The organism is Streptomyces sp. NPDC023838, assembly GCF_040639555.1.
GTDB lineage: Bacteria > Actinomycetota > Actinomycetes > Streptomycetales > Streptomycetaceae > Streptomyces.
In genome coordinates, this window is the sequence record NZ_JBFAAD010000063.1 from 1 (window position 1) to 22,805 (window position 22,805).

At 71.0% G+C, this 22,805-nt stretch carries 17 protein-coding genes and 3 pseudogenes; 7 read left to right on the top strand and 13 right to left on the bottom strand.

Annotated elements, in window-relative coordinates; all coding sequences use genetic code 11:
- From AB0G17_RS36325 to AB0G17_RS36335, 3 genes and pseudogenes are all read right to left on the bottom strand, one after another.
- Positions 1-537, bottom strand: a pseudogene (locus tag AB0G17_RS36325) (hypothetical protein); the annotation flags it as partial.
- A 357-nt stretch (positions 538-894) separates the two neighbouring features.
- Entirely contained in the window at positions 895-1,122 is a 228-nt protein-coding gene (locus AB0G17_RS36330) for a hypothetical protein (protein ID WP_361392229.1), read from the bottom strand.
- A gap of 992 nt (positions 1,123-2,114) precedes the next feature.
- Positions 2,115-3,359 (bottom strand): FAD-dependent oxidoreductase, encoded by a 1,245-nt coding sequence (locus AB0G17_RS36335; protein WP_361392232.1) that lies wholly within the window; start codon positions 3,357-3,359, stop codon positions 2,115-2,117.
- Positions 3,360-3,454: 95 nt separating this feature from the next.
- Here AB0G17_RS36335 and AB0G17_RS36340 point away from each other — a divergent pair, with 95 nt between their 5' ends.
- Positions 3,455-4,033: a TetR family transcriptional regulator gene (locus tag AB0G17_RS36340; protein ID WP_361392235.1), complete on the top strand. Its 579-nt coding sequence runs from the start codon at positions 3,455-3,457 to the stop codon at positions 4,031-4,033.
- A 166-nt stretch (positions 4,034-4,199) separates the two neighbouring features.
- On the opposite strand, the gene AB0G17_RS36345 is transcribed toward AB0G17_RS36340, so the two are convergent.
- Entirely contained in the window at positions 4,200-4,445 is a 246-nt protein-coding gene (locus tag AB0G17_RS36345) for a hypothetical protein (RefSeq protein ID WP_361392238.1), read from the bottom strand.
- 83 nt (positions 4,446-4,528) lie between these two features.
- Between AB0G17_RS36345 and AB0G17_RS36350 the strand changes: the two genes are divergently transcribed.
- The 5 genes and pseudogenes from AB0G17_RS36350 to AB0G17_RS36370 all read left to right on the top strand — a co-directional run.
- Positions 4,529-4,972, top strand: coding sequence for a hypothetical protein (locus AB0G17_RS36350; protein WP_361392241.1), 444 nt, complete (start codon positions 4,529-4,531; stop codon positions 4,970-4,972).
- A 54-nt stretch (positions 4,973-5,026) separates the two neighbouring features.
- Positions 5,027-5,161, top strand: coding sequence for a hypothetical protein (locus AB0G17_RS36355; protein WP_361392244.1), 135 nt, complete (start codon positions 5,027-5,029; stop codon positions 5,159-5,161).
- Positions 5,158-5,550, top strand: coding sequence for an AraC family transcriptional regulator (locus tag AB0G17_RS36360; protein WP_361392247.1), 393 nt, complete (start codon positions 5,158-5,160; stop codon positions 5,548-5,550). Before AB0G17_RS36355 ends, AB0G17_RS36360 begins: the two co-directional genes overlap by 4 nt.
- A gap of 73 nt (positions 5,551-5,623) precedes the next feature.
- Positions 5,624-6,034, top strand: coding sequence for a VOC family protein (locus AB0G17_RS36365; RefSeq protein ID WP_361392250.1), 411 nt, complete (start codon positions 5,624-5,626; stop codon positions 6,032-6,034).
- Positions 6,035-6,504: 470 nt separating this feature from the next.
- Positions 6,505-6,597, top strand: a pseudogene (locus AB0G17_RS36370) (NAD-dependent epimerase/dehydratase family protein); the annotation flags it as partial.
- Positions 6,598-6,655: 58 nt separating this feature from the next.
- Here the strand turns inward: AB0G17_RS36370 and AB0G17_RS36375 are convergent.
- From AB0G17_RS36375 to AB0G17_RS36415, 9 genes are all read right to left on the bottom strand, one after another.
- Complete coding sequence (locus AB0G17_RS36375; protein ID WP_361392253.1) at positions 6,656-7,768, bottom strand: alpha/beta hydrolase-fold protein; 1,113 nt, start codon at positions 7,766-7,768, stop codon at positions 6,656-6,658.
- 246 nt (positions 7,769-8,014) lie between these two features.
- Complete coding sequence (locus tag AB0G17_RS36380) at positions 8,015-8,956, bottom strand: isocyanide synthase family protein (protein ID WP_361392256.1); 942 nt, start codon at positions 8,954-8,956, stop codon at positions 8,015-8,017.
- Between the two features lie 107 nt (positions 8,957-9,063).
- On the bottom strand, positions 9,064-10,317 hold the full coding sequence (locus tag AB0G17_RS36385; RefSeq protein WP_361392259.1) for a cytochrome P450: 1,254 nt from the start codon (positions 10,315-10,317) through the stop codon (positions 9,064-9,066).
- Positions 10,318-10,329: 12 nt separating this feature from the next.
- A complete protein-coding gene (gene asnB, locus AB0G17_RS36390; protein WP_361392262.1) occupies positions 10,330-12,186 on the bottom strand; it encodes an asparagine synthase (glutamine-hydrolyzing) in 1,857 nt (618 codons plus the stop codon).
- 42 nt (positions 12,187-12,228) lie between these two features.
- Positions 12,229-13,611, bottom strand: coding sequence for an MFS transporter (locus AB0G17_RS36395; RefSeq protein ID WP_361392265.1), 1,383 nt, complete (start codon positions 13,609-13,611; stop codon positions 12,229-12,231).
- A complete protein-coding gene (locus AB0G17_RS36400; protein WP_361392277.1) occupies positions 13,608-14,441 on the bottom strand; it encodes an ABC transporter ATP-binding protein in 834 nt (277 codons plus the stop codon). Before AB0G17_RS36400 ends, AB0G17_RS36395 begins: the two co-directional genes overlap by 4 nt.
- Before the next feature lie 56 nt (positions 14,442-14,497).
- Complete coding sequence (locus AB0G17_RS36405) at positions 14,498-15,577, bottom strand: iron ABC transporter permease (protein ID WP_361392268.1); 1,080 nt, start codon at positions 15,575-15,577, stop codon at positions 14,498-14,500.
- A 5-nt stretch (positions 15,578-15,582) separates the two neighbouring features.
- Entirely contained in the window at positions 15,583-16,662 is a 1,080-nt protein-coding gene (locus tag AB0G17_RS36410; RefSeq protein ID WP_361392271.1) for an ABC transporter substrate-binding protein, read from the bottom strand.
- Between the two features lie 214 nt (positions 16,663-16,876).
- Positions 16,877-20,896, bottom strand: a complete 4,020-nt coding sequence (locus tag AB0G17_RS36415; RefSeq protein ID WP_361392274.1) for a ricin-type beta-trefoil lectin domain protein — start codon at positions 20,894-20,896, stop codon at positions 16,877-16,879.
- 815 nt (positions 20,897-21,711) lie between these two features.
- On the opposite strand from AB0G17_RS36415, the pseudogene AB0G17_RS36420 reads away from it, so the two are divergent.
- Positions 21,712-22,805, top strand: a pseudogene (locus AB0G17_RS36420) (hypothetical protein); the annotation flags it as partial.

Below are 22,805 nucleotides of genomic sequence, written 5' to 3' on the forward strand. Positions count from 1 at the left end.
GACCAGCAGGATGCTGGTGGGGGTTACCAGAGCCTGTTGCATGGCGCTGGCCATGTAATTGCCGCTGAACAGCATGGACTCGAAGAATACGAAAATGCTGACGGCCAAAAGCATGACGAAGGGCTGGTACAGCCACATGAAGAAGCCGCTGATGGTCCAGGAGGATGCCTCGGAGAAAACGGCTACCCGGAACCGGAGCGACAGGAAGGGGCTGGCCTTCGGGATTTCCGGGGGTGAGCCGTCGCTGTAGGTGGTGACCCCCAATGGTGCCAGTTTGTTGTCGATGAGGAAGACAACATGGTCCGGCTCGAATTCGCGGCCGGTTTCGTGGCTCAGCGCTTGCGCCAGGCGGGAGAGGTACTGCTGAGCGTTCCGCGGACTCGAGGGCGACTGCTGCTGGATGTGGACGAGTTTGGCCAGCAGGTACAGCAGTTCGGGCAGGCGTACTACCTGCCCGTCGAAGCGGCGCACCAGGTGGGGCTGTACGCGGTACCCGGAGCCTTCGAACTCGCCGACCAGCTCCGACCCTTCGGTCAAAGTGGGGAGCGCCAGGGCGGAGGGAGGGGGATCTTCTGTCGCAACTGACAACGCTCGCGGGCTGATGGCGCTCTCCAGGAGGTGAGAGGAGTGATGCGGCCGGTGCGAGGGCACAGAGCCTTCATCCGGACGAACGAGCGTGGGTTCTCCTGGTTACACACAAGGTCCGGCCGAACCGGGGGAACGGCATGTCCTTGTGCGGGCCGGGCCGCGAAGGCCGTTCACGGCGTATCGGTAACGCGCCTCACCAAGCCCCATACGAAAGTCGGGAAGCCCCATACGAAAGTCGGGGAAGCGCCGACGAGATCGTCAGCCCTTCCCCGACCGATGGTGAACGTCTGTCACCAAGGGGTTACCTCAGTGGGTCACCGTCGACGGGGTGCAGATCTGGGTGATCTGCTGCGAGCCGACCGGCAGGCCGGCGACAAGCGCCGGAGAGGTGCTCTGGGTCGCGCAGCTCGACACGACGGTTGCGCCGCCGTCGCCGCCGCCGTAGCCGCCGCCGCCAAAGGCGGAGAGCACGGCCCGCTCGGGCAGCAGTTCACCCGTGAGGTTGTTGATCTCCTCAAAGTTAACGGCAGACATTGCATTTCCTTTCGTCATGCGCTGCAGGCGGATTGCTCCCGCCTGGAGATTTCATTTATAGCAGCCGCCAAACCAAGAAAACCAATTTACAACAGCCGTGGCGGCAGGGTTCATCCATTCAGTCTCCATATGTCATTTCACGATACTGGTGTGTAGTGTGAAAAGGAGATTGGTCGTCACGGACTGCTGAAGTATCGAGCCGGGACTGCTGGGTTGCCCGGTCGCTGGTGAGGTGTGACCGCGGGTGTGACCGCGGTCGAGGATGTGCGTCGGCTGAGGCCGGCTGGGGTGCGGCTGCGGGTGGTGGCCGCGTTGGAGTCTGGGACGGTGCGCGCGTACGGGCAGGCGGCTGGTCGGTCAGGCCGGGTACCGACGTCACGATGTCGTCCGTCCTGAGCCGGGTTCTGATGAATGATCTCCGGATCTGTGCGCGCATCCGTTGGGCACTGCCTCACTGACCTGCTCCGGTACGTCCCCCACCCTGCACCTCGATGCCTGCATGGGCCAGGAGCGGTACTCCAGCCCCAACTTGTGCGGGTGCACGCACACCGGGACACCGGCCGCCGTGTATCGGTGGCCGTCAACAGGATTGAACGGGGCTTCCGCACAAGGCCGCTCGAACACGTCGAACTCCCCGAGCGGGAAGCGGCGCGAGGGGCAGATGCCACATGACGGGTGCTCGCCACCGGTGACGAAAGCGTCAGCCATGCGCCGCAGCGTAGCGGTGACTCTCGAGCGGCATGGCCGACCGGAGCGAGGCACTCCGGATTGATGGGATCCCGGGAGCATGACGACAGTGCGTCTTCCACGACACCCGGGGGACCCGCGTCAGCGACATCACGGGCATCGGCCGCCGCTACCTTCGGGCCGCCACCAACGAAGCCGTCACCGACGGCCAGATGTCCGCCCCCCACCCGGCCGGAACCGTCGGCGTGCGGCGCATCGTCGAGGAGGTCGGACCACCGCTCTGCCGGGGCGAGCCCAGGAAGAGTTCACCCCGTGCTCGTCGGCAGGCTGAACCCGTTGAACAGGTCGTCCAGGGCGCGTCGTGCGGCGCGGGCCGGGGTGGCGCGGACGGCTAGGTCGCGGGCGGCCGTCGCGACGGGGTGGGTGAGGGCGGCGATGCGGCCGGCGCGGCGGGAGCGCAGGCGGATGGCGTCGGCGCGGGTGCGGCGGGCCGTGCTGTAGGCGGCCAGGGCGGCCGGTATGTCGGCCCCGTCCAGCAGGTGGGCGAGGACGACCGCGTCCTCGACGGCCTGGCAGCCGCCCTGGCCCAGGTTGGGGGTCATGGCGTGGGCGGCGTCGCCGAGCCAGGCGATGCGGCCGCGGTGGTAGCGGGGGAGCGGGGCGGCCAGGTCGTACAGGTCGTGCTGGAGTACGGCCGCCGGGTCGATCCGTTCCAGCAGGGCCGGGACGGGGGCGTGCCAGGTGCCGTAGCGGCGCAGGAGTTCGGCGCGGACGTCGGTCGGCTCGTATCCCTCGGGGACGACGGCGGTGGCGTAGAGGTAGACCCGGCCGTCCGCGAGCGGGACCACGCCGAAGCGCTCGCCGCGGCCCCAGGTCTCGGCGGCGGCCAGCTCCGGGAGGCCGTCGGCGGGCAGTACGGTGCGCCAGGCGGTCTCGCCGCTGTAGTGCAGGCCGGGGTGGTCGGGGAAGTACTGGCGGCGCAGCGCGCTGCGGATGCCGTCGGCGGCGATCGCGACGTCGGCGGGGAGGTCGCCGGACGGGGTGCGGACGACCGGGCCGCCGCCGATGCCGTCACCGCCGCCGATGCCGTCACCTCCGTCAACGCCGCCACCGCCGCCCACGCCGTCACCTCCGTCAACGCCGTCGGCGTCGTCGATGGCGGTGACGGCGGTGCCGTAACGGATCGCGCCCTGCGGGAGCGCGGCGGCCAGGGCGGCCGCGAGGGCCGGGCGGTACACCGCGAGCGGGGGGCGGCCGTAACGGGCCGCCATCGCCGCCGTGTCGGCGCGGCTCAGCCAGTCGCCGCCGGGGCGCCGCAGGCCCATCGCGGCCGGTACGGCGTGACCCGCCGCCCGGGTGGCGTCGAAGCCGATGGCGTCGAAGGCGCGCAGGGCGTTGGGGGCGAGGACGATGCCGGCGCCGGCGGCGGACGGCTCGGGCGCCCGCTCAAACACGGTGACCTGCCAGCCGCGCCGGTGCAGCGCGACCGCCGCCGTCAGCCCGCCGATGCCCGCACCCACCACGACCGCGTGACGCCCAGTCTTCGGCATGGCACGTTCCCCCCATCTGTGCGATATCTGTTCGATGCCATCGCCTCTACATCCGTAGAGGCGATGGCATCACTCTACAGCTGTAGAGTGATGCCATGTCCACCCCTGATCGCAGAACTCTTCTCGCGGACACCGCGATCGACCTCGTGGCCGCCACCGGGCTGCGCGGTCTGACCCACCGGGCGGTCGACGCCGCGGCGGGGCTGCCGGCGGGCAGCACCTCGTACTACTTCCGTACGAGGACGGCGCTGATCGGCGCCTGCTACCAGCGGCTCGCCGAGCTCGACCTCGGAGACTTCGACGGCGACGGCCCCCCACCGGCGCCGGAACGCGACGCGGTGGCGGCGGCGATCGCCGCCCTGCTGTACCGGTGGCTGACCACGGGGCGCGCGCGGCAGCTGGCCCGCTTCGAGCTGAGCCTGGAGGCGGCCCGCCGGCCCGAGCTGGGGCCGGAGCTCCACCGGGCGGGCCTCGGCGCACGCGCCCGGGCGGCGGCCCTGCTCGCCGGGCTGGGGGCGGCTCGCCCCGAGGAGTCCGCGGAGCTGCTGGTGGGTTGGACCGACGGCCTCCTCTACGACCGCCTCGCAGGCGCCCTCGCCCACTCCCGCCCGGCCCCGGACCTGGCCGAACTGACGGGGGTGGCGCGGCGGATGGTGGATGCGGCGCTGGCGTAGTGCGCCGGTGGGGTTCTTCGCCAGGGCAAGGCGCCTGCGCGCGGTACTCAGAGCCGGCGCTTGGTTACGGGACAGGCTGAGCCGCAGGTTCGGTGCCGCCGATGCCCGTACGGGTGAGGCCGACCGCTGATGTCCCTACGGGTGAGCGGGCGGGTCACCCGCCCGCTCACCGGCCCGGCAAGCTCGCCGGCGCCACCCGCAGCAACCCCGCGAACTCCTCCGGCCACTTCGCGTACCCCACATGCCCCCCCGGGAACTCAAGGAGCCGCAGCCCCAGCCGCTCGGCCAGCACCTCGACCGGCCGGTGCACCGCCCGCGTACGGGAGTCGCGGCCCCCGGCCACCGAGATACGGTCCGCCAGCGGGGCCAGGGCGGCCACGTCCGGGACGAAGCCGGTGGACGGACGCAGCATGTGGGCCAGGAAGAACGCCGTGTTGTCGTGCGCCTCGGGCAGCTCCGGCGCCCGGGACGGCGAGCGCGCCGACAGCGACCGGGGTGTCGGTCTCCGGGCCTCATGGGCAGCGCCGCGTACGCCTGTATGACCCCGGGCCTCGGCCACATCTACGACGCCGCGGCCACCGAGTCCCCACCCTCTGGCTGCCGTCCGTCAACGAGAGCCACCCTGCCCAGGCCCGTCGGCTCGCCGCCCACGGCTACTGCGACGCCCATCTGGACTGGGCCGACCTGGGCCAGGCCGTCGCGGACACCGCGCCCACCCCGGAGTTCCTGGCCGCCGTCGGCGCCGCCGTCCGCCGGACCTCGGCCACCCCCGCCCTGCGCGAGACGCTCACCGCCCGCATCGCCAAGCTGACCGCCGACCTCGGCCGCGCCCCGGGCCGCGCCCGCTCCCTCATCGACCGCTTCGGCCACGGCGGTACGCAGCAGGCGGCGACCGCCCTCGTACGCCGGGCGACCGGCCAGGGGGAGGCGGTCGGTTGACGGCAACCGCCAACCGGCAGACCCCACCTGCGCGATCTCAGGCACCATGAACCCATGAGCGTGACCATCGACATGGCCGGTAGCCGGACTCCCACGCCCGCCGAAGACCTGGACCAGCTGGACGGTGATGAAGAGGTGTCGCGAAGGGGTGTGGTGAACGGTGTGGTGAAGGGTGTGATGAGGCCGTGAGCCGGGGCACCGAGGACACCAACCGCCGCATGCTGCGCGCGCGCGACGCGATGGACCGCGACTACGCGCAGCCCCTGGACGTCCCGGCCCTGGCGGCGATCGCCCACGTCTCCCCGGCCCACTTCACCCGCACCTTCCGGGCCACCTTCGGCGAGACCCCGCACCGCTACCTCCAGCGGCGCCGCGTCGAGCGGGCGATGTCCCTGCTGCGCGAGAGCGAGCGCAGCGTGACGGACATCTGCTTCGAGGTCGGCTTCGCCAGCACGGGCACCTTCAGCCGTACGTTCAGCGCGATCGTCGGCCGCTCACCGAGGGCGTACCGCAAGGAGGCGGCGGCCTCGCGGGTGCCCACCTGCTTCACGATGGCGTGGACGCGGCCGAACGCCTGACGTCGGCCACAGCCGTTGCGACCGAGCAGTTTTGGAGAAGTTTTCGGCCGGGCCGCTCGGTAGCGTGAGGGACATGTTCAACGCGATCACACACTCACAGATCTTCGTCCTCGACCAGGACGAAGCCCTCGACTTCTACGTCGGCAAGCTCGGCCTGGAGGTCGCCGACGACGTCGACCTGGGCTTCATGCGCTGGCTGACGGTCCGCGTCCCCGGCCACCCCGACCGCGAGATCCTGCTGGAGCGGCCCGGGCCCCCGTCGATGTCGCAGGAGACCGCCGAGCAGGTCCGCGAACTGGTGACCAAGGGCGCCACCGGCGGCTGGTTCATCCTCACCACGGACGACTGCCGCAAGACGTACGAGACGCTGCTCGCCCGGGGCGTCGAGTTCACCGAGGAGCCCACGGAACGCCCGTACGGGATCGACTGCGGCCTGCGCGACCCGTTCGGCAACCGGCTGCGGTTCACCCAGCCGAAGAGCTAGAGCCGGAGACAGAGGGACAGAACCTGACCTCGATGGTGCGCAACGTGGCTGTGGCAGGGGGAGAGGCAGACGGCCCTCCCCGCGCACGCGGACGTCATCCGCGAGTCGCTCGACGGCCGGACGGGTGTCGGGGGGAGCCTGCCGTCCGGCTGCGGGCCGAGGGGCGGCTCGGGGAGAAGGACGACTGAAGTTCCGGTAGTCATCGCGGTGTTCGTGCCTCGAAGCCGCCCGCTGGAGCGTTCTGCCTATCACGCCGTGATAACTCGGCGGCGAAGCGGAGCCGTTGGCGGATGGCCTGGCTCGGGCCGCAGCAGCTCTGCCAGGTTCGTCCGGAACGCGGCCCGGAAGAATTTCTCGTGATCGTGTCACGTTCCTCCGTCCCCGCGTTTCACAGAAGCAGAGCCACCGGGAAGCGCGGCTCTCCTCGCCGGATCGGCGGGGCACGAAGGCGAGTTCTGGAGCGAAGCGTCATGGCGAACCCCATCCTGGTCACCGGCGGCACCGGCACCCTCGGCAACCACGTCGTCCCCCTCCTGCGGAAGGCCGGGCGTACCGTGCGCGTGCAACCCGCCCGCAGCCCCTCAACCCGTCCGCAGCTCCTCAACCCCCCCCCGCAGCTCCTCACCCCGCCCGCAGCCTCCCGCCCAGCCACCCCAGCGCCGGCGGAATCTCCCGCCGCCACGTGTTGAAGTTGTGGCCGCCCGTGTCCAGGGTGATCGACGAGACGTGCGCCGGGCTGCGCACCTTCGCGATGAACTGCTGCGTCGCCCGGTAGTTGGTCTCGCCGTGCTTCGACGTCGTGACCAGGAACGACGAGTTGCCCTGGGGCAGATGGTCCAGGCTCCACAGCAGGTTGGCGCGCTTCTGCTCGAACTTGTTGCCGTGGAAGAGGTCCCCGGAGTCGCGGTCCACCTCCGCGTTGTAGTCGGCGGACAGACCCACCCCGGCGGCGTACGCCTCGGGGTGCTGGAGAGCGAGCTTCAGGGCGCAGTAGCCGCCCGTGGAGTCGCCGATGAAACCCCAGTTGCGGGCCCGGGTGCCGACCCGGAACGTCCCTGAGATCGCCTTCGGCAGGTCCTTGGCGAAGAACGTCTCCGTCTGCGGGCCGCCGGGGATGTCGATGCACTGGGTGTTGCGCGGCGGCGCCACCGTCGGCCGCATCATCACCAGGACCGTCGGCTGCATCTTCTTCTGCTTGACCTGCATCCACGCCGTCTTCGGGTACCGCAGCCCCTTCAGCAGGTTCTCGGCGGTGCCGGGGAAGCCGGTGAGGACGACGGCGGCCGGGAACTTCGTGTCCTCGTACTCCTTCTGGAAGTACTCCGGCGGCAGATAGACGTACGCCGGGCTGACGATCCGTGACCGCTCGCCCTGCACCGAGATCTTCTGCACCTCACCGCTGAGGTGCGGCGTCCCGGACCCCGGAACGGGGACCTCCTCCTTGCCCACGAGCTTCACACCCGGGTTGCCGATGGCCTGCGTGCCAAGCACCCCCACGCCCGACTGCTGCCCGAACAGGTCCGCCCACGAGCCGTAGAAGAGGAACGTCCTGTTCGCCGCCAGTCCCACCGATGAAAACAGCAGCACCTGGATCGCCAGGACCAGACCCACCCGGCCCACGACCGGCGCCCAACCCCGGCGCGCCAGGAACGGCCACAGCCAGATCGTGGCGGCGAACAGCAGCACCGTGCAGATCACGGCCAGCAGCAGAACGGTGGTACTTGTCAGGCCCATGAACCGTGAAGACTCTCTGTCGGATGGCCGGATGGCCGGATGGCCGGGTGGCCGGGTGGCCGGGTGATTGGGTGTCCCTTGTGCCCAGTTCTACCGCCCTGTCGGTGCGTACCCGGGTAGATGGCGTTCGCGGGCGATCCGTTCCGGAGCGCGTCACGGGGCCCTGCCGTCGGGTGCCCTGGCCGTCGGATGCCCTGCCGTCGGGTGCCCTGCGGCCGGTGGTTAAGCTCCCCAGCTCCCGACGAACTAGCGCCGGTGCTCGAAGTGGCTCGGCCGCCCGTCCCGATGGACGAGCTGCCCGAGCCGGGCGGCCGCCGCGCTCGGCATCAGGGTCCAGCTGCCGTCCGCCCGCCGCAGCGCCGCCGAGTGCCACGGCGTGGTCCACGCGTCGGGCGCGTCCAGGAGGCGGATGCCGAACTTGGCGGCGCCGGCCGGCTGGGGGTGGATGGACAGCCGTACCGCGTGGGCGTGGTGCTCGGCGATCAGGTCGCCCCAGGCGCGGCTGCGCTGGATGACGCCGTACGCCCGTATGCGGCACTCCCGTTGCAGCGCCGAGCGGGTGCCGGTGAAGCCCGCCGTGTCCTCGACCAGGAAGCGCGTGATGCCCCGGTACAGGGCGAGGGTCTGCTCGTCCGTACGGACCTCGGCGCGCAGGGCGTTCACGCTCGGGGCGTAGCGGTCGTGGACGTGGGTGCGTTTGGCGGTGTGCGACAAATCGCCGAGTACGTCGCGCAGGTCGAAGACGGAGAGCCGGTCCAGGCCCAAGGCGGCGATGAGGGTGCGCAGTGCGTCGGCGTACGCGTCGATGTGGTGGTCGGGCACGTGGACGAGGTCCCCGAAGACATGGCCGTCGGAGCAGATGACGATGCGGGCGCCGGGTGGGTATATCCGGCCGATGTCTCTGCACAGGGAGTCGAGGAAGCGCAGGGAGAGGCGTTCGCCCTGGTCGGGGAGGTGGCCGAGGACCTTGGCCGGGTTGGGGGACTTGCAGGGGAAGCCCGGCAGGGTGAAGACGACCGGGGCCCCCTCTCGTACGAAGGCCGATATCCGGCGCAGTTGGTGGGGAAACGACCCCGCGTTCACGGCGGATTCACGGTGGTCGGTCGTGCGGTGGTGGGGCAGCAGCAGATTCAGGATCGAGGCGCTCAGGCTCGTGGAGACGGGGTCCGGTGCGGTCGTCAGCGGCATGGGGGTTCTCCAAGAAGGCGTAGGGGCATGGCGGGATGGCGCCTCGGCCGTGTGCCGGGCGCCGCATGACCGGCGAGGTGGATCCCCCGGGCCCGGGGGAGCAGAGGTCAGGCTCGGCGCTCGTACGCCACCGGCAACCGCGCCGTCCCCCGGCCCAGCACCGCCTGGATCCACTCCAGGTCCTCGTCCGCGACGGCCAGCCGCAGCCCGGGCAGCCGGGTCAGCACCGTGCTCAGGGCGATCTGGAGTTCGGCGCGGGCCAGCGCCGCGCCGGGGCAGAAGTGGATGCCGTGGCCGAAGGCCAGGTGGGGGTTGGGGGAGCGGTCCAGGACCAGCTCGTCCGGGTTCTCGAAGCGGCGCGGGTCGCGGTTGGCCGCGCACAGGGAGACGATGACCGAGTCCCCGGCGGGTACGGCCGTGCCGTGCAGGTCGTCGTCCTCGGCGAGGAAACGCCAGGTGGTGAGCTCGAAGGCGCTGTCGTACCGCAGGAGTTCCTCGACCGCGCGGGGCAGCAGGGCTGGGTCGTCGCGCAGCCGGGCCAGCTGGTCGGGGTGGCGCAGCAGGGCGATCAGCGCGGTGGTGATCTGGTTGGTGACCGGCTCCTGGCCCGCCACCAGGAGCTGGAAGATCATGGAGTCCAGCTCCTCCTGGGTGAGTTCGCCCTCGTCACGGGCGACCACCAGTCGGCTGAGCAGGTCGTCGTCCGGGTGTGCGCGCTTGTGGGCGACGACCTCGGCTATGTAACTCTGCAGCCCGTGCAGCCGCGCCTCGTACACCGGGCGCCCCGGGTCGGTGGGGCCGACCGGCTGGACCACCTTGCCCCAGTCGCGGTCGAAGCGGGCCGCCAGCGGCGCGGGAAGGCCGATGGTCTCCGCCAGCACCTGGAAGGGGAAGAGGGCGGCGAAGCCCGATACGAGATCGGCGGGACCGGGGTCCGGCAGGGCGTCCACGAGCGCGTCGGCCAGCTCCTGGAAGCGCGGCCGCAGCGCGTCGACGCGGCGCGGCGTGAACGCCTCCGTCACGAAGCGCCGCATCCGGGTGTGCCTCGGCGGGTCCTGGTGCAGCAGATGGACCTGGAGCTGGGAGTGCTGCGGCTCGGGCATGATCGAGGCGCGCTCCCGCCAGCGGTCGTTGCCCCGGTCGTGGCTCTTGCCCAGCCGCTCGTCGTTCAGCGCCGCGTGGGCGGCCTCGTACCCGGTGACGAGCCAGGCGGTCACCCCGCTGGGGAACAGCACGCGGTGGACCGGTCCCTCCTCGCGCATCCGCTCGTACAGCGGGTACGGATCGCGCTTGTACGGGCAGCCCATGAGCGGGACGGGCGCCTCGGCACCGGCGGTCGGCAGCGGTTCCTGGACGGTCATGAAAAGCGCTCCTCAGAGGGCGAGTTCGGGCTGGTGGTGCTCCAGCCACAGGGCGAGGTCGACGACACGTTCGAGGCGGAGCCGGTGGCCCCACGGGAGCTGGTCGGCCGGGGTGTCGAGGCAGGGTTTGATCAGGTTCTCGTCGGCGAGGTCGCGGACCCGGCCGCCGCACGCGCCCAGCGCGTCACGGGCCATGTTCTGCAGGCCACGGTTGTAGTCGGGGTGGTGGGTGGCCGGATAGTGGTTCTTGGGCCGCCACAGCACCGACTCGGGCGCGAGGCCAGCCCCCGCCGCGCGCAGCAGGCTCTTCTCGCGGCCGTCGAAGCTCTTCAGCGCCCACGGGGTGGCGAAGGCGTACTCGACGAGCCGGTGGTCGCAGTACGGCACCCGCACCTCCAGGCCCTGCGCCATGCTGAGCCGGTCCTTGCGGTGCAGGAGCTGGCGCAGCCAGCGGGTCAGCGACAGGTGCTGCATCTCGCGCTGGCGGTGCTCGGCGGGGCTCTCGCCCTCCGCGTGCGGTACGGCGGCCAGCGCGGCGCGGTATGTGTCGTCGCGGAACTCCCCGATGTCCAGGCCGAGTTCGGGGTTGAGCGGCATCGCCGCCTCGTCGCCGGTGACCAGGAGCCAGGGGAAGGTGTCGGCGGCGAGCGCCTTGGGGTTGTGGAACCAGGGGTAGCCGCCGAACACCTCGTCGGCCGCCTCCCCGGACAGCGCGACCGTGGAGTGGCGGCGTATCTCCCCGAAGAGCAGATACAGCGAGGTGTCCATGTCACCGACGCCGATCGGCGAGTCGCGGGCCACCACGACCGCCCTGCGGTGCTCGGGGTCGAGCAGGGCGCCCGGGTCGAGGACGACCGTGCTGTGGTCGGTGCCGATGTGGGCGCCCGCCTCGACGGCGTACGGGGTGTCGTGGCCGGTGCGCAGCACATCGCCGGTGAAGCGCTCGGCCTGGTCGCTGTAGTCGACGGCGTACGAGCGGATACGGGCGTCCGGGCCCTCGCGCAGCCGCAGTTCGTCGGCGAGCAGCGCGGTCAGGACGGTGGAGTCGATGCCGCCCGACAGCAGGCTGCACAGCGGGACGTCGGCTTCCAGCTGGGTGCGCGCGGCCCGGCTCACCAGGTGGTGGACGCGGTCGACGGCCGTGTCCCGGTCGTCGCCGTGCACCCCTGCCTCCAGCTGCCAGTAGCGGCGCTCGCGGATGCCGTCCCGGTCGAGGACGAGCAGGGCGCCCGGCTCGACCTCCCGTACCCCCGACCACACCGTGGGGCCGGTGTTGAAGAGCAGGCTGTACGCCTCGCGCAGGCCGTCGGCGTCCACCCGGGGGCGTATCTCCGGATGGCAGAAGAGCGCCTTGGGCTCGGAGGCGAAGGCCAGGCCGCCGTCGACGGCCGCCCAGAACAGGGGTTTGACGCCGAGCCGGTCGCGGACGAGGAGCAGCCGCTGCTCGCGCGCGTCCCACACGGCGAAGGCGAACATGCCGTCGAGGTGGTCGGCGAGGGAGGTGCCCCACTGGGCGTAGGCGCGCAGCACCACCTCGGTGTCGCTGCGGGTGTGGAAGGTGTGCCCCAACTGCCGTAGTTGCGTACGCAGTTGGTGGTGGTTGTAGACCTCGCCGCTGTAGGAGAGGACGGCGGTGGGGGCGTCGGGCCGGTCGGGCATCGGCTGGACGCCGCCCACCGGGTCGATGACGGCCAGGCGCCGGTGGCCGATCGCGGCGTGCCCGTCGAGCCAGACGCCGCCCGCGTCGGGGCCGCGCGGGGTGAGGGCGGCGGTCATGGCCTCGATGACGGGGGTACGGCGGGCGAGGTCGGTTCGGCTGTGGGTGTCGGGGGCGTCGCGGAAGGAGACCCAGCCGGTGATTCCGCACATGGGGGCAACTCCAGAGTGAGGGGTGGGCGGTCAGGGGGGCGGTCAGGGGTGGGTGGCGGGCACCGGATCGGTGCTCTTCGCCTTCAGGGGGAGCCGGACGGGCACGGCCAGCAGCGGCACGGCGAGACACGCGGCGACGGCGGCGAGCGCGAGCCCGGCCCGTACACCGTCGCTGTCGCCAACCCCGCCCACGCCCCACGCCGCCGTGGCCAGCGCCGGGCCGAGCGTGAAGCCGAGGCTGCGGGCCAGCTGCACGGCCGAGCCGACTGTGGCGGCCCGCTCGGGCGAGGCCGCGCCCATCACCAGCGCCTGGGTGGGGCCGCCGTTCAGGCCCATGCCCAGGCCCGCGAGCGCGAGGCGCCAGGCCACGTCCGGCGCGGACCAGGCGTCGCCGAGCGGGACGAGCAGGAGCAGACCGGCGGCGGTCAGTACGGCGCCCGCGGTCGCGACGGGCCGGGCGCCGTACTTGTCGGCGAGGCGTCCGCCGAGCGGTCCGGCAAGGCCCATGCCGAGCGGGAAGGCGACCACGGTCAGCCCGGTGGAGGTGGCGCTGAAGCCGTCGTCGCGCTGGAGGTGCAGGGCGACCACGTAGTGCATGGCGGCGAATCCGGCCGCGAGGGCCAGGACCGCGCCGTGCGCCCGGTACAGCCCCGAGGCCCGCAGCGCGCCCGTCACCGGGCGCCCGCCGGGCCCGCGCAGCCACCACCACAGGGGCGGTACGGCGGCGGGCGCCGCCAGCAGCCACCACGAGCCCCGCGAGGCGGCCAGCGTCAGCGTCAGCAGCAGGACGGTGACCCCCGTACCGACCAGCAGCGCGTCGGCCGCCGAGCGCCGGTCGGGCCGGTGCAGCCGCCCGTCCTTCGGCATCGCCCGGTACGCGACGGCCAGCGCCAGTACGCAGACGGGGAGCTTGACGAGGAACACCGCCCGCCAGCCCAGCTGGTCCAGGAGCAGCCCGCCGAGCGCGGGCCCGGTCACGGCGCCGAGCGGGCCCAGTGTCGCGGGCACGCTCATCGCCCGGCCGCGCAGCTCGGGCCGTACCGACCGCATCGCGAGCACGGGCATCAGGACGAACAGCACCGCCCCGCACGCCCCCTGCCCGACCCGGGCGGCGATCAGCCAGGCCGCCCACGGCGCGAGCGCGGCGAGCGCGCCGCACACCGCGAACCCGCTGGTCGCCGCCAGCAGCGCGGGCCGCGCGCCGACCCGGTCCAGCCACCGCCCGACGGGCAACAGCAGGGCAACGACCGGGAGTTGATAGCCGAGGACGGCCCACTGGGCGGTGGCGTCCGATACGGCGAGGCTGCCGGCGATGTCGGCAAGGGCCACGTTCACGATGTTCATGTCGAGCATCGCGACGAAGGAGAGCAGGCCGGCGACGGCGACGAGGGACCAGCGGTCCCGGGCGTCGGGTGCGCTGCTCATACCGTCACCTGCGTGACCGCGTCCGCGTTCGCGTCCGCGTCCACGTCCGCGACCGTGTCCGCCGGGGCCCGGTGGTCGAAGGCGATCAGCGGATCGCCGGTCAGCGGATGGTCCACCACGGCCGCGCGCACCCCGAACACCTCGGCCATCAGCGCGGGCGTGAGCACCTCGCGCGGCGCCCCGGAGGCGACGACGCGCCCCGCGTGCAGGACGTGCAGCCGGTCGCACACGGAGGCGGCGGCGTTGAGGTCGTGGAGCGAGACGAGGGTGGTACGTCCCTGGGCCCGCAGCAGCGCGAGGAGCTCGACCTGATGGCGTACGTCGAGGTGGTTGGTCGGCTCGTCCAGCACCAGGACGTCCGGCTGCTGGGCGAAGGCCCGCGCCAGCAGGACGCGCTGGCGCTCGCCGCCGGACAGCTCGGTGAAGCGGCGGCCCGCGTGGCCGTCCATGCCGACGTCGGCCAGGGCGCGCGCCACGAGGTCCGCGTCGGTGGCGTCCTCGGCGGCGAACGCCCGCTTGTACGGGGTGCGGCCCATCGCGACGACCTCGCGCACGCTCAGCTCGAAGTCCCCGCCGCGCTCCTGCGGCAGCGCGGCGATGTGCCGCGCCGCCTGGACGGGGCTCAGCTCGCGCAGATCGGTCCCGGACAGCAGCACCCGCCCGGCCGCCGGCTTCAGATGCCGGTAGACGGTCCGCAGCAGTGTCGACTTGCCGCTGCCGTTCGGCCCGACCAGGCCGGTGATCTCGCCCTCGGCGGCGAGGAGATGCGCGCCGGAGACGACGGTACGGCCCCCGTAGGCGACGTGCAGATCCTCGACATCGATCCTCAACTGCGGCTCCCTGCCGGTATCCGTATCCGTGCCCGCACCCGTGCCCGTAGTCGTGCTCAACTCCCGCTCCCCAGCCGCCGGTCCAGCAGATACAGCAGCGCCGGAGCGCCGATCAGTGACGTGACGACGCCGACGGGGAGCTCCTGCGCGTCCATGGCCGTACGGCACACGGTGTCCACGACCACCAGGAGCAGCGCGCCGAGCAGCGCCGACAGCGGCAGCAGCCTGCGGTGGTCGCCGCCGACGAGCAGCCGGCACACGTGCGGGACCATCAGCCCGACGAACGCGATGGCCCCCGAGACGGCCACCAGGACCCCGGTGAGCACGCTGGTGACCAGGAACAGCTCCCTGCGCAGCCGTACGACGTCGATGCCGAGCCCGGCCGCCGTCTCGTCGCCCATCAGCAGCGCGTTCAGGCCCCGGGCGCGGGCCTGGAGCACGAGCAGCGCGGCGGGCACGGCGATCGCGGGCACGGCCAGCAGCGGCCAGCTCGCCCCGCTCAGGCTGCCCATCAGCCAGAACAGCACGCTGTGCGTCTGCTGCTCGTCCCCGGCCTGGAGCACGAGGTAGCTGGTGAAGCCGGACAGGAACTGCCCGATGGCGACCCCGGCCAGGACGAGCCTGAGCGGCGCGAACCCGCCGCCGCGCCGGGCCACGGTCCACACCAGCGCGAAGGTGGCCAGCGCCCCCGCGAAGGCGGCGCCGGACAGCCCGAGCCCGAGCGCGCCGCCCGCCCCGGCGCCCAGCACGATGGCGGCGACGGCCCCGAGCGAGGCGCCGTTGGAGATGCCGAGCAGATACGGGTCGGCGAGCGGATTGCGTACCAGCGCCTGGACCGCCGTACCGACCACACCGAGCCCGGCGCCGACGAACGCGGCCAGCAGCGCGCGCGGCACCCGCAGCTGCCACACGATCAGGTCGTCGGTGCCCGGCCGGGGCGCGTCCCCCGACAGCCTGCGCCACACCACGCCCCACACCTCGCCGGGCGGGATGGAGGTCGAGCCGAAGGACACGGCGGCGGTGAGGGCGGCCAGGAGGGCGAGGGCGAGGAGGGTGGCGAGGGCGGGGGCGGAGAGGGCGTGGGTGCGGGAGTCCGCGGAGGTGTTCTCGCGGGGCGACGACAGTACGGACGCCACGGGGCTCAGCCGACCTTGCCGGGGTGGAGCGTCTTGGCGATCTCCCGGACGGTGTCGGCGTTGGCGACGCCCGCGATGGTGGTCCGCTCGGAGCCGATCCGTACGAAGTGGCCTTCCTTGACGGCCTTCAGGCCCTTGGTGGCCGGGTTGTCCTCCAGCCACTTTTGCGCCTCGTCGAACGCCGCCGTGTTGGCCGCCTCGCTGCCCCGGTCGCGTACGCCGAGCTGGATCCAGTCCGGGTTCTTGGCGATGACGTCCTCCCAGCCGACCTGCTTGAAGTCGCCGTCGCAGTCGGCGAAGGCGTTGCGGGCGCCCGCGAGGGTGATCACCGCGTGGGCGACCTGGCGGTTGCAGACGACGGAGGGCTGCTTGGTGCCGGCGTCGTAGTCGAAGAAGAAGTACGTGGGCCGGGAGGCGGGGGCGGTGGCGCCGACGGCGGCCCGGACGCCGTCGACGGTCTTCTTCATCCCCGAGACGAGCTCCTTCGCCTTGGCGGACGTGCCGGTGACGGCGCCGAGGGAGGTGATGTCGTCCTCGACGGCGGACAGATCGGTCACCGGGCTCTTGCGCCCGGAGGCGCAGGCGGTGGACTTGAGATAGATGTGCTTGATCCCGGCGGCCTTGAACTCGGCGTCGGTGGGCGCGTCGCCCATACCACCGCCACCCATACCACCCATGGAGGCGAAGGTGTCGATGTACAGATCGGCACCGGACCCGAGGAGCTTCTCCTTGGGTATGACGGTCTTGCCCAGCACCTTCACCTGCTGCGCCTGCGCGTCCAGCGGGGCGGGCAGGGTGCCCTTGCCGGGCGGGAAGCCGGTGCCGACGACCTTGTCCCCGGCACCGAGCCGGAGCAGCAGCTCAAGTCCCGCCGCGTTGCTGGTGACGATCTTCTTCGGGGCGGCGGCGAAGGTGGTCTTGGCGCCCATGCAGTCGGTGACGCCGACGGGGTACCCGGAGCCGGAGACGGAGGCCCCGGCGGCGGCGTCCTTGTCGCTGGCCTTGCCCCCGTCCCCGTCGCCGCAGCCCGCCGCGAGGAGGCCGAGCACCACGGCCGTCGTAGGCCACCACACGCGAGAACGCATCGAAACTCTCCAGGATCCACTCGGTACGAGAGCGGCCACTGCCGCGCCCGTTCCCAGTAGTCGACGCCGCAGGTGGTTGAGTTCCTGGCGGATGAGATCTCTGCCGACGAACCCGGCTCAACACCTGCGCCCCCTCGACCACACCGGCCCGCTCCCTCCGAAGGAGCGGGCCGGTGTGGTCGGCTGGTGCGTGGCGGTCGGGCCCGCGGCGAGGCTAGGCGATCTGTTTGATGGTGGTGGTCCAGCCTGCTCCGCTGACGTCGGTGCTGGGGGCGAATCCGGTGCTGTTGCTGCCGGTTCCGGCGAAGAAGTGGAGGTGGTCGTCGGAGGTGACGGTGGTCCAGAGGTCGGGGTGGCCGTCCTGGTTGCCGTCTCCGGTGGCTGTGATGGACGGGTATCCGGAGGTGGTTACTCCGGAGCCGATGTCCTGGGCGTTGTTGCCGGTGCCGAGGGGTGTGCCGGGACTGAGAGGGTCGTTGAGGTACTGATAGATGTCGCCGGTGGACTTGCGGCGGGCCCAGAGGTCGCCCAGGCCGTCGCTGTTCACGTCGCCGGGCGCGAGGAGTTCCATGTCGTTCCAGCCCGCGGTGCCGATCCTCACGGGTGCGCCGAGTTGGCCGTCGGAGGTGCCCGGGAAGAGGTAAAGGGCGCCGTCCTCAACGGCGAGGAGGTCCGGCTGGGCGTCCATGGTCAGGTCACCGGCGGTGATGACCTGGGCGGTCTTGGACCAGTCGGCCGAAGGGGATCCGGCAGGCCGGTTCAGCGCGTAGCGGGCGGTGAATCCGTCGAATCCGGTGCCGCGGTAGAGCCACAGGTGGGATGCGTCGCCGGGCAGGTGCGCGACGAGGTCTTCATAGCCGTCGCCCGTCCAGTCGCCGCGGTGGCTGATGTCGCCTCCCGCCCATCCGCCGCCCAGATGGGGACCGCTGGCCTGGCCTCCGTCGCCTGTGCCGGGGTAGACGCGCAGCTGCCCGTCCTTGTCGATGGCGGTCAGGTCGGGGATGCCGTCGCCGTTGAGGTCGCCCTCGGCGTCGGCGCCGCTGCGCTTGTGCAGGTATCCGAGGGTGACCGCCGTGTTGAACTGCGCGATGCCGTCGGACGCGGGCTTGCCGGTGTATTCGGTGATTTCGTCACGGTTGGTGGTGGCGTACAGGTCGGGGTTGGTGTCGGGGGTCCCACTCTGGCTGTTGACGTCTCCCGGGGAGCTGACCAGGGGGTAGGTGGACTTGTCGAGGTACGGCGCCAGGAGCGTCGCCTGGGCGGGCAGGGGATTGGCGGCGTTGCCGGACCAGACCTGGTCGGCGAGGGCCTCGCAGTCCGCGAGGATGAGCTGGGTGCCGGGCGTCGTGCTGGACGACGGGTCGGCCAGGCAGCGTCCGGAGGCCGGGTTGACGAGGGAACCGCCCGGGCCGGGCTTCCATTGCTGGGCACCTGATCCGTTGCAGGTGTAGAGCTGGATGGGAGTCCAGTTGGCGGCGCCGCCCCCCCTGGCGTCCAGGCACTTGCCGTAATTGCGCACGGTGTTGTCGATGCCCAGGGCCCATTGCTGGGGAGCGCTGCCGCTGCAGCCCCAGACCTGGATCTTGGTGCCGTTGGTGGAGGAGCCGTGGTCGACATCCATGCACAGGGTCCCCCCGCCGGAGGTGGTCACTCCGGAGACGAGGGCGTGGCCGGCCGGTGCTGCCAGGGTGGCGGGGATGCCGTTGCCGTCGAACCGCAGGGGGTACGAGTAGAGGACGCCGGAAGCGTCGTCACGGGCCCACAGGGTCGGGGTGCCGCCGACGGCCCCGGGGGCGATGAGGGTGGTGTGTGACCAGTCGCCGGTGCCCAGGAGCATGCCCTTGCCGAGGTGCAGCCCGCCGGTGGTGGTGCCGGGGTAGTACCAGAGCTTGTTGTTCTCGACGGTGATCAGATCGGCGAGGCCGCCGGTGTTGTCGAAGCTGCCCGGGGCGAGGAGCTGGGTGACGGAGGACCAGCTGGGGGCGTATTCCGTACAAGTGGACGCCGTGTTGCAGTCGGGCTTGTCGGTGATGGGGATGACACCGCTGGAGTTGGTGAAGTGGCCCGGTGCGCCGTTGCTGGAGGCGTCGTTTGTGTAGGCGTACAGGTTGTGGGTGCTCTTGTTGTACGCGAAGAGGTCGTCCACTCCGGACTGGCTGAGGCTGCCGCGGTGGGTGACGAGGTAGTTGTTCCAACTGGTGCCGTCGGGGCTCCGGGATGCGGTGGACGCCGTCACGGGTGTCGCCGCCGGGTCGGTGTTGCCCGGGACGAGGAGCAGGCTGCCGCTCTTGTCGGGCGTGATCAGGTCGGGGATGCCGTCTCCGGTCGCGTCACCCGCGGTGACCTTGGTCGCGGGGTTCCAAGGGGCGTAGAAGCGGTAGCCGGCAGGGCGGGCGTTCCCGGCGCCGTCCACGGCCTGTACGTACAGGGTGTGGGTGCCCCACTGCTGCGCGGTGAGGTTGACCGGGATGTTCACCTTTGCGGTGCCGCTGCTGTCCGGGGTGGCGGACACGGTCTTCGCCCCGGTTTGCGGGATGGGGGTGTCGAGGGAGTACTCGAAGCGCCGGATACCGCTCTTGACGCACGGTCCGAGTTCGCAACCGGTGGGGGTGGGGTCGGTGCTGGTGACCGGGATGGTGATGCCGGTGTCGCCGGCGTGCGCGGTGGGGGTGCGGTCGCTGCCGAGCGGCGGGTAGGCGGCCGAGTCACCGAAGGCCGCGGGGGTGGGCGGGGTGAGGTCGACGTTGAAGTGGCACGACGTCAGCAGCGGGCTGTCGAGGGTGCCGTCGGTGGCATGGACCTCCCACCCGTAGGCGTGCCCGTCCGTCACCTCGGTGCCGATGTTCGTGTGCACGGTCGTGCCGGAGGCCACATAAGGGCTGCTGGGCGTGGACACCGTACTGCCGACGCCCTTGCCGTTGTCCTTGCGGTTGTCCCAGACATTGAAGACGGCTTTGAGATTGACGCCGCTCATGTACGTGGCGACCTTGGCATTGAGCGTGATGTTGCTGTTGCCGCCGGTGAGCGTGGTCGTACCGATCCAGCCGGGCGTTCCGTTATTGCACGCGGCTCCGTCCGGGTTCATCGAGTCCGGCGTGGTGCTGGGGTAGTCGACAGCCGGGTGGAGGTCGAAGACCGTGGTGATGTAGGGGTTGGCGCTGAACCGCATGTAGCCGTAGTTGGTCGACGACTTGTCGCTGTCGCCGTACAGCCCGAACGTCCAGGTCGGCTTCTCCGCGGCGGCAACGGTCTTGATGCGGCTGGTGACGTCGAAACTGAGATACCGCGTTCCGCAGTCGGGCCAGGCGCTCTTGACGTCCTGCGTTTTGATCGTGGTTACCACCTTGGGCTTGTTGTCCCACGAGGTGCTGTCGCTGATGGACTCGGTCTCCTTGAGAGTGACCGGCCAGGTGTTGTCGCAGCCCGCGTCCGCGCCGTAGGTTTCCGCCAGCGTCAGGGTGGACTTGGAGATCACCATGCTCTTGTAGAGGTTGCGGGTGTTGATCTCGTAGTACGCCTCCTGCATGCCGTAGCAGCGGGAGGAGTAGTGCTGGTAGCCGACCCCCTGGCCGTTGTCCTGTTCCTTGTCGTAGGCAGGGTTGGGGTTGCCGGGGCTGGGGCAGCCCTCCTGGGCCACGGTGAAGTGGCCGGTCTGCCCGGTGAGCGGGCTGCTGAACGTGGGGTCGATGTAGACCGGGTAGGTGGTCGCGGATCCGGTGAGCAGGTTCGCGTCGGGAGTGAGGGTGAGGGCACCGGCCTCAGCGGTCATGCCGACCTGCTGGACTTTGGCGCCGGTGCCGGGGCCGGTGGCCGAGGATGTCCCGGTGGGATCGTCGGCGGCCGCACCACTGCGGCGGGCAACCGCTGTGCGGGTCAGGGACTTCGGCGACGACGGCTGCCGGCTGGTGGAGGAGTCCCACATCAGTGGCGCGGCACTGGTGTAGACGAGGCTTCCGTCGGATGCCTTGGCGGCGAAGCGGCCTGCCGCATCTGTACTGAGCGCCAATCCGTCGGTACTGGTGGCCAGGCGCAACTTCTTGAGCTCGGGATTTGTCGCAGCGGTCGCGTCGTGGACGATCAGGACTTCGCTGAACTCACCCTGGTCGCCGACAGAGGCCTGCAGGTCTACACCGGGGAGCACCCCTGCGTACAGCGCGGTGTTGCCGTTGACCGTCGGAGAGGGTAGTTGGTGGGGGAAGGAGATGGCGAGGCGGTGACCGCTGCCATCGGACAACGTGGCCAGCGGACCCGTGCCACCCCCGGAGAGGGCGACGCCGCCGGGCGTGGCCGCAGGACTGTATGTCCCGTCGCTATTTCTCCTGAGGGTGGCATCGAGAGCCTTCCAGGCTCCGTCCTTCTCCACCCGAACCGGCTTCAGATTCGTCGTTGCCGTCACTGTCCCGTCGGGATTGGCCAGAGCCTGGCTCAATTGGGTTGTCTGGTTCTCAATGGGAACAGGCTTCCCGTCGGCCGTCGCCTTCTTCAGTGCTTCAAGGATTGGGTTGCCCGAGGTGGGCTGAGTCGGATCTTCCGATGGCGTGATGTCGGCCATTGCCTGGCCGGAAAGCGAGATGGCCAGGCCGAGTGACGCCGACAAGAGCGTCAAATGTTGCCCAAGTCTCCGGAGCGTCGGTGTCGGACGATGATGCCTGCGCATGTCGTGTTACCCCCCATGGATTTTTGCGAAGAAGTCCCTGTTCGGACGACCTGTTCGCCGAACGCGATCCGTGAGCCGCGTTATGGCTGATTTGCTTCCCTGTGGCGTGAAGCCTCCGATTCTCCGTGCGTTTCACGTGGTGACGGAGTAAAGGGAAAGGAAAGTGCCGGGAGTTGCCCCGGTCGCGCTGCCGAGGCAGGCTATTGCGAATCGTACGTGTGTAGCAATACGGTTCGGTGATTCTCGCGGGGCTGGACTACAGCTCTGCCTATAACGGGGGCCTTTACGGTCACGCACTTGGGGTGGGGACTTTGAGAGTGCGTTCTTCAGCACGCCCTTTTTCAGGGTTACGGACGCGTCGCGCGGCACGTCGCGCCACCACGGCGACAGCCGTGCTGGCCGCGCTGTCGCTCGTCGTTCCGCTGGCAGCTGCCGAAGGAGTGGGGGGCTATCACTACGGCGGTGAGGTGTGGGCGGTCGGCAAGCTGCCTGCCCAGCCTGTGGTGGACGGGTATCCCGTCACCGCCGCCAAGGGAGCTCCTCGCGCGGGTGTCCCCAACGGCGCCCATGCCCTGCGTGCCCATACCCCGCAGGCCCCGAAGTGGCCTGCTGCCAGCACCGATTCGGTGGACCTGGCCCCGGCGGGCGGAACGGCGGAGCCGACGTCGAATGGGGACGTGAGCCGGTCACGCGGGTCCGGTGTCAGTGCGTCGGTGTCGCCCAGGCGGGCGGGGGCTTCCCCGGTGTGGGTGGGGGCGATCGCCGCCCACGGGGCACTCAAGGGGTTGAAGAACAAGGCACCGGCGGAGTCCACGGCGCCGCCGTCCTCGGTCACTGTGAAAACGGCCGACAGGCGCGCCGCGCAGGCCGCGAACGTCGACGGTCTGCTGGTCGGCCTGGCGCGCTCGGACGGAAGGAACGACCCGGGTCAGGTCCAGGTCGCGCTCGACTACAGTGCGATCGCCCAGGCGTATGGCGGTGGTTGGGGCTCACGGCTGCATCTGGTCACGATGCCGGGCTGTGCCCTGACCACCCCCCGGGTGTCGGCCTGCCAGGTCCAGACACCGCTGGCCGCCACCAACGACACCACGGCGCAGAAGCTCACCGCAGCGGTGACTCTGCCGGCCGGCAACCGGGTGAGCACCATCAGGCCGAAGGCGTCCGGGATCGTCGGCCCCGCGGTGGCGCCGATGTCGGTGGCGGTCGCGACAGTGGCTGGCACCGGGGGTTCGCAGGGCGACTACACGGCGACCTCGCTGTCCGCGTCGGGGTCCTGGGCGCAGTCTGCATCCGGGGCGTTCACCTACAGCTACCCGGTCGCCACCCCGCCTGCTTTGGGCGGTGGCAGCCCGTCGGTGGCGCTGTCGTACAACTCCCAGTCCATCGATGGTGAGACCTCCGCGCGCAATTCGCAGTCCTCGTGGATCGGTGACGGCTGGTCGTACAGCCCCGGTTTCCTGGAGCGTTCGTACAAGCCGTGCCGGTA

Bases quoted from the DNA above. Each gene is read 5' to 3' on its own strand.
- AB0G17_RS36330 (WP_361392229.1), bottom strand. From the start codon at position 1,122: ATGTCTGCCGTTAACTTTGAGGAGATCAACAACCTCACGGGTGAACTG.
- AB0G17_RS36335 (WP_361392232.1), bottom strand. From the start codon at position 3,359: ATGCCGAAGACTGGGCGTCACGCGGTCGTGGTGGGTGCGGGCATCGGC.
- AB0G17_RS36340 (WP_361392235.1), top strand. From the start codon at position 3,455: ATGTCCACCCCTGATCGCAGAACTCTTCTCGCGGACACCGCGATCGAC.
- AB0G17_RS36345 (WP_361392238.1), bottom strand. From the start codon at position 4,445: ATGCTGCGTCCGTCCACCGGCTTCGTCCCGGACGTGGCCGCCCTGGCC.
- AB0G17_RS36355 (WP_361392244.1), top strand. From the start codon at position 5,027: ATGAGCGTGACCATCGACATGGCCGGTAGCCGGACTCCCACGCCCGCC.
- AB0G17_RS36365 (WP_361392250.1), top strand. From the start codon at position 5,624: ATGTTCAACGCGATCACACACTCACAGATCTTCGTCCTCGACCAGGAC.
- AB0G17_RS36375 (WP_361392253.1), bottom strand. From the start codon at position 7,768: ATGGGCCTGACAAGTACCACCGTTCTGCTGCTGGCCGTGATCTGCACG.
- AB0G17_RS36380 (WP_361392256.1), bottom strand. From the start codon at position 8,956: ATGCCGCTGACGACCGCACCGGACCCCGTCTCCACGAGCCTGAGCGCC.
- AB0G17_RS36385 (WP_361392259.1), bottom strand. From the start codon at position 10,317: ATGACCGTCCAGGAACCGCTGCCGACCGCCGGTGCCGAGGCGCCCGTC.
- asnB (WP_361392262.1), bottom strand. From the start codon at position 12,186: ATGTGCGGAATCACCGGCTGGGTCTCCTTCCGCGACGCCCCCGACACC.
- AB0G17_RS36395 (WP_361392265.1), bottom strand. From the start codon at position 13,611: ATGAGCAGCGCACCCGACGCCCGGGACCGCTGGTCCCTCGTCGCCGTC.
- AB0G17_RS36410 (WP_361392271.1), bottom strand. From the start codon at position 16,662: ATGCGTTCTCGCGTGTGGTGGCCTACGACGGCCGTGGTGCTCGGCCTC.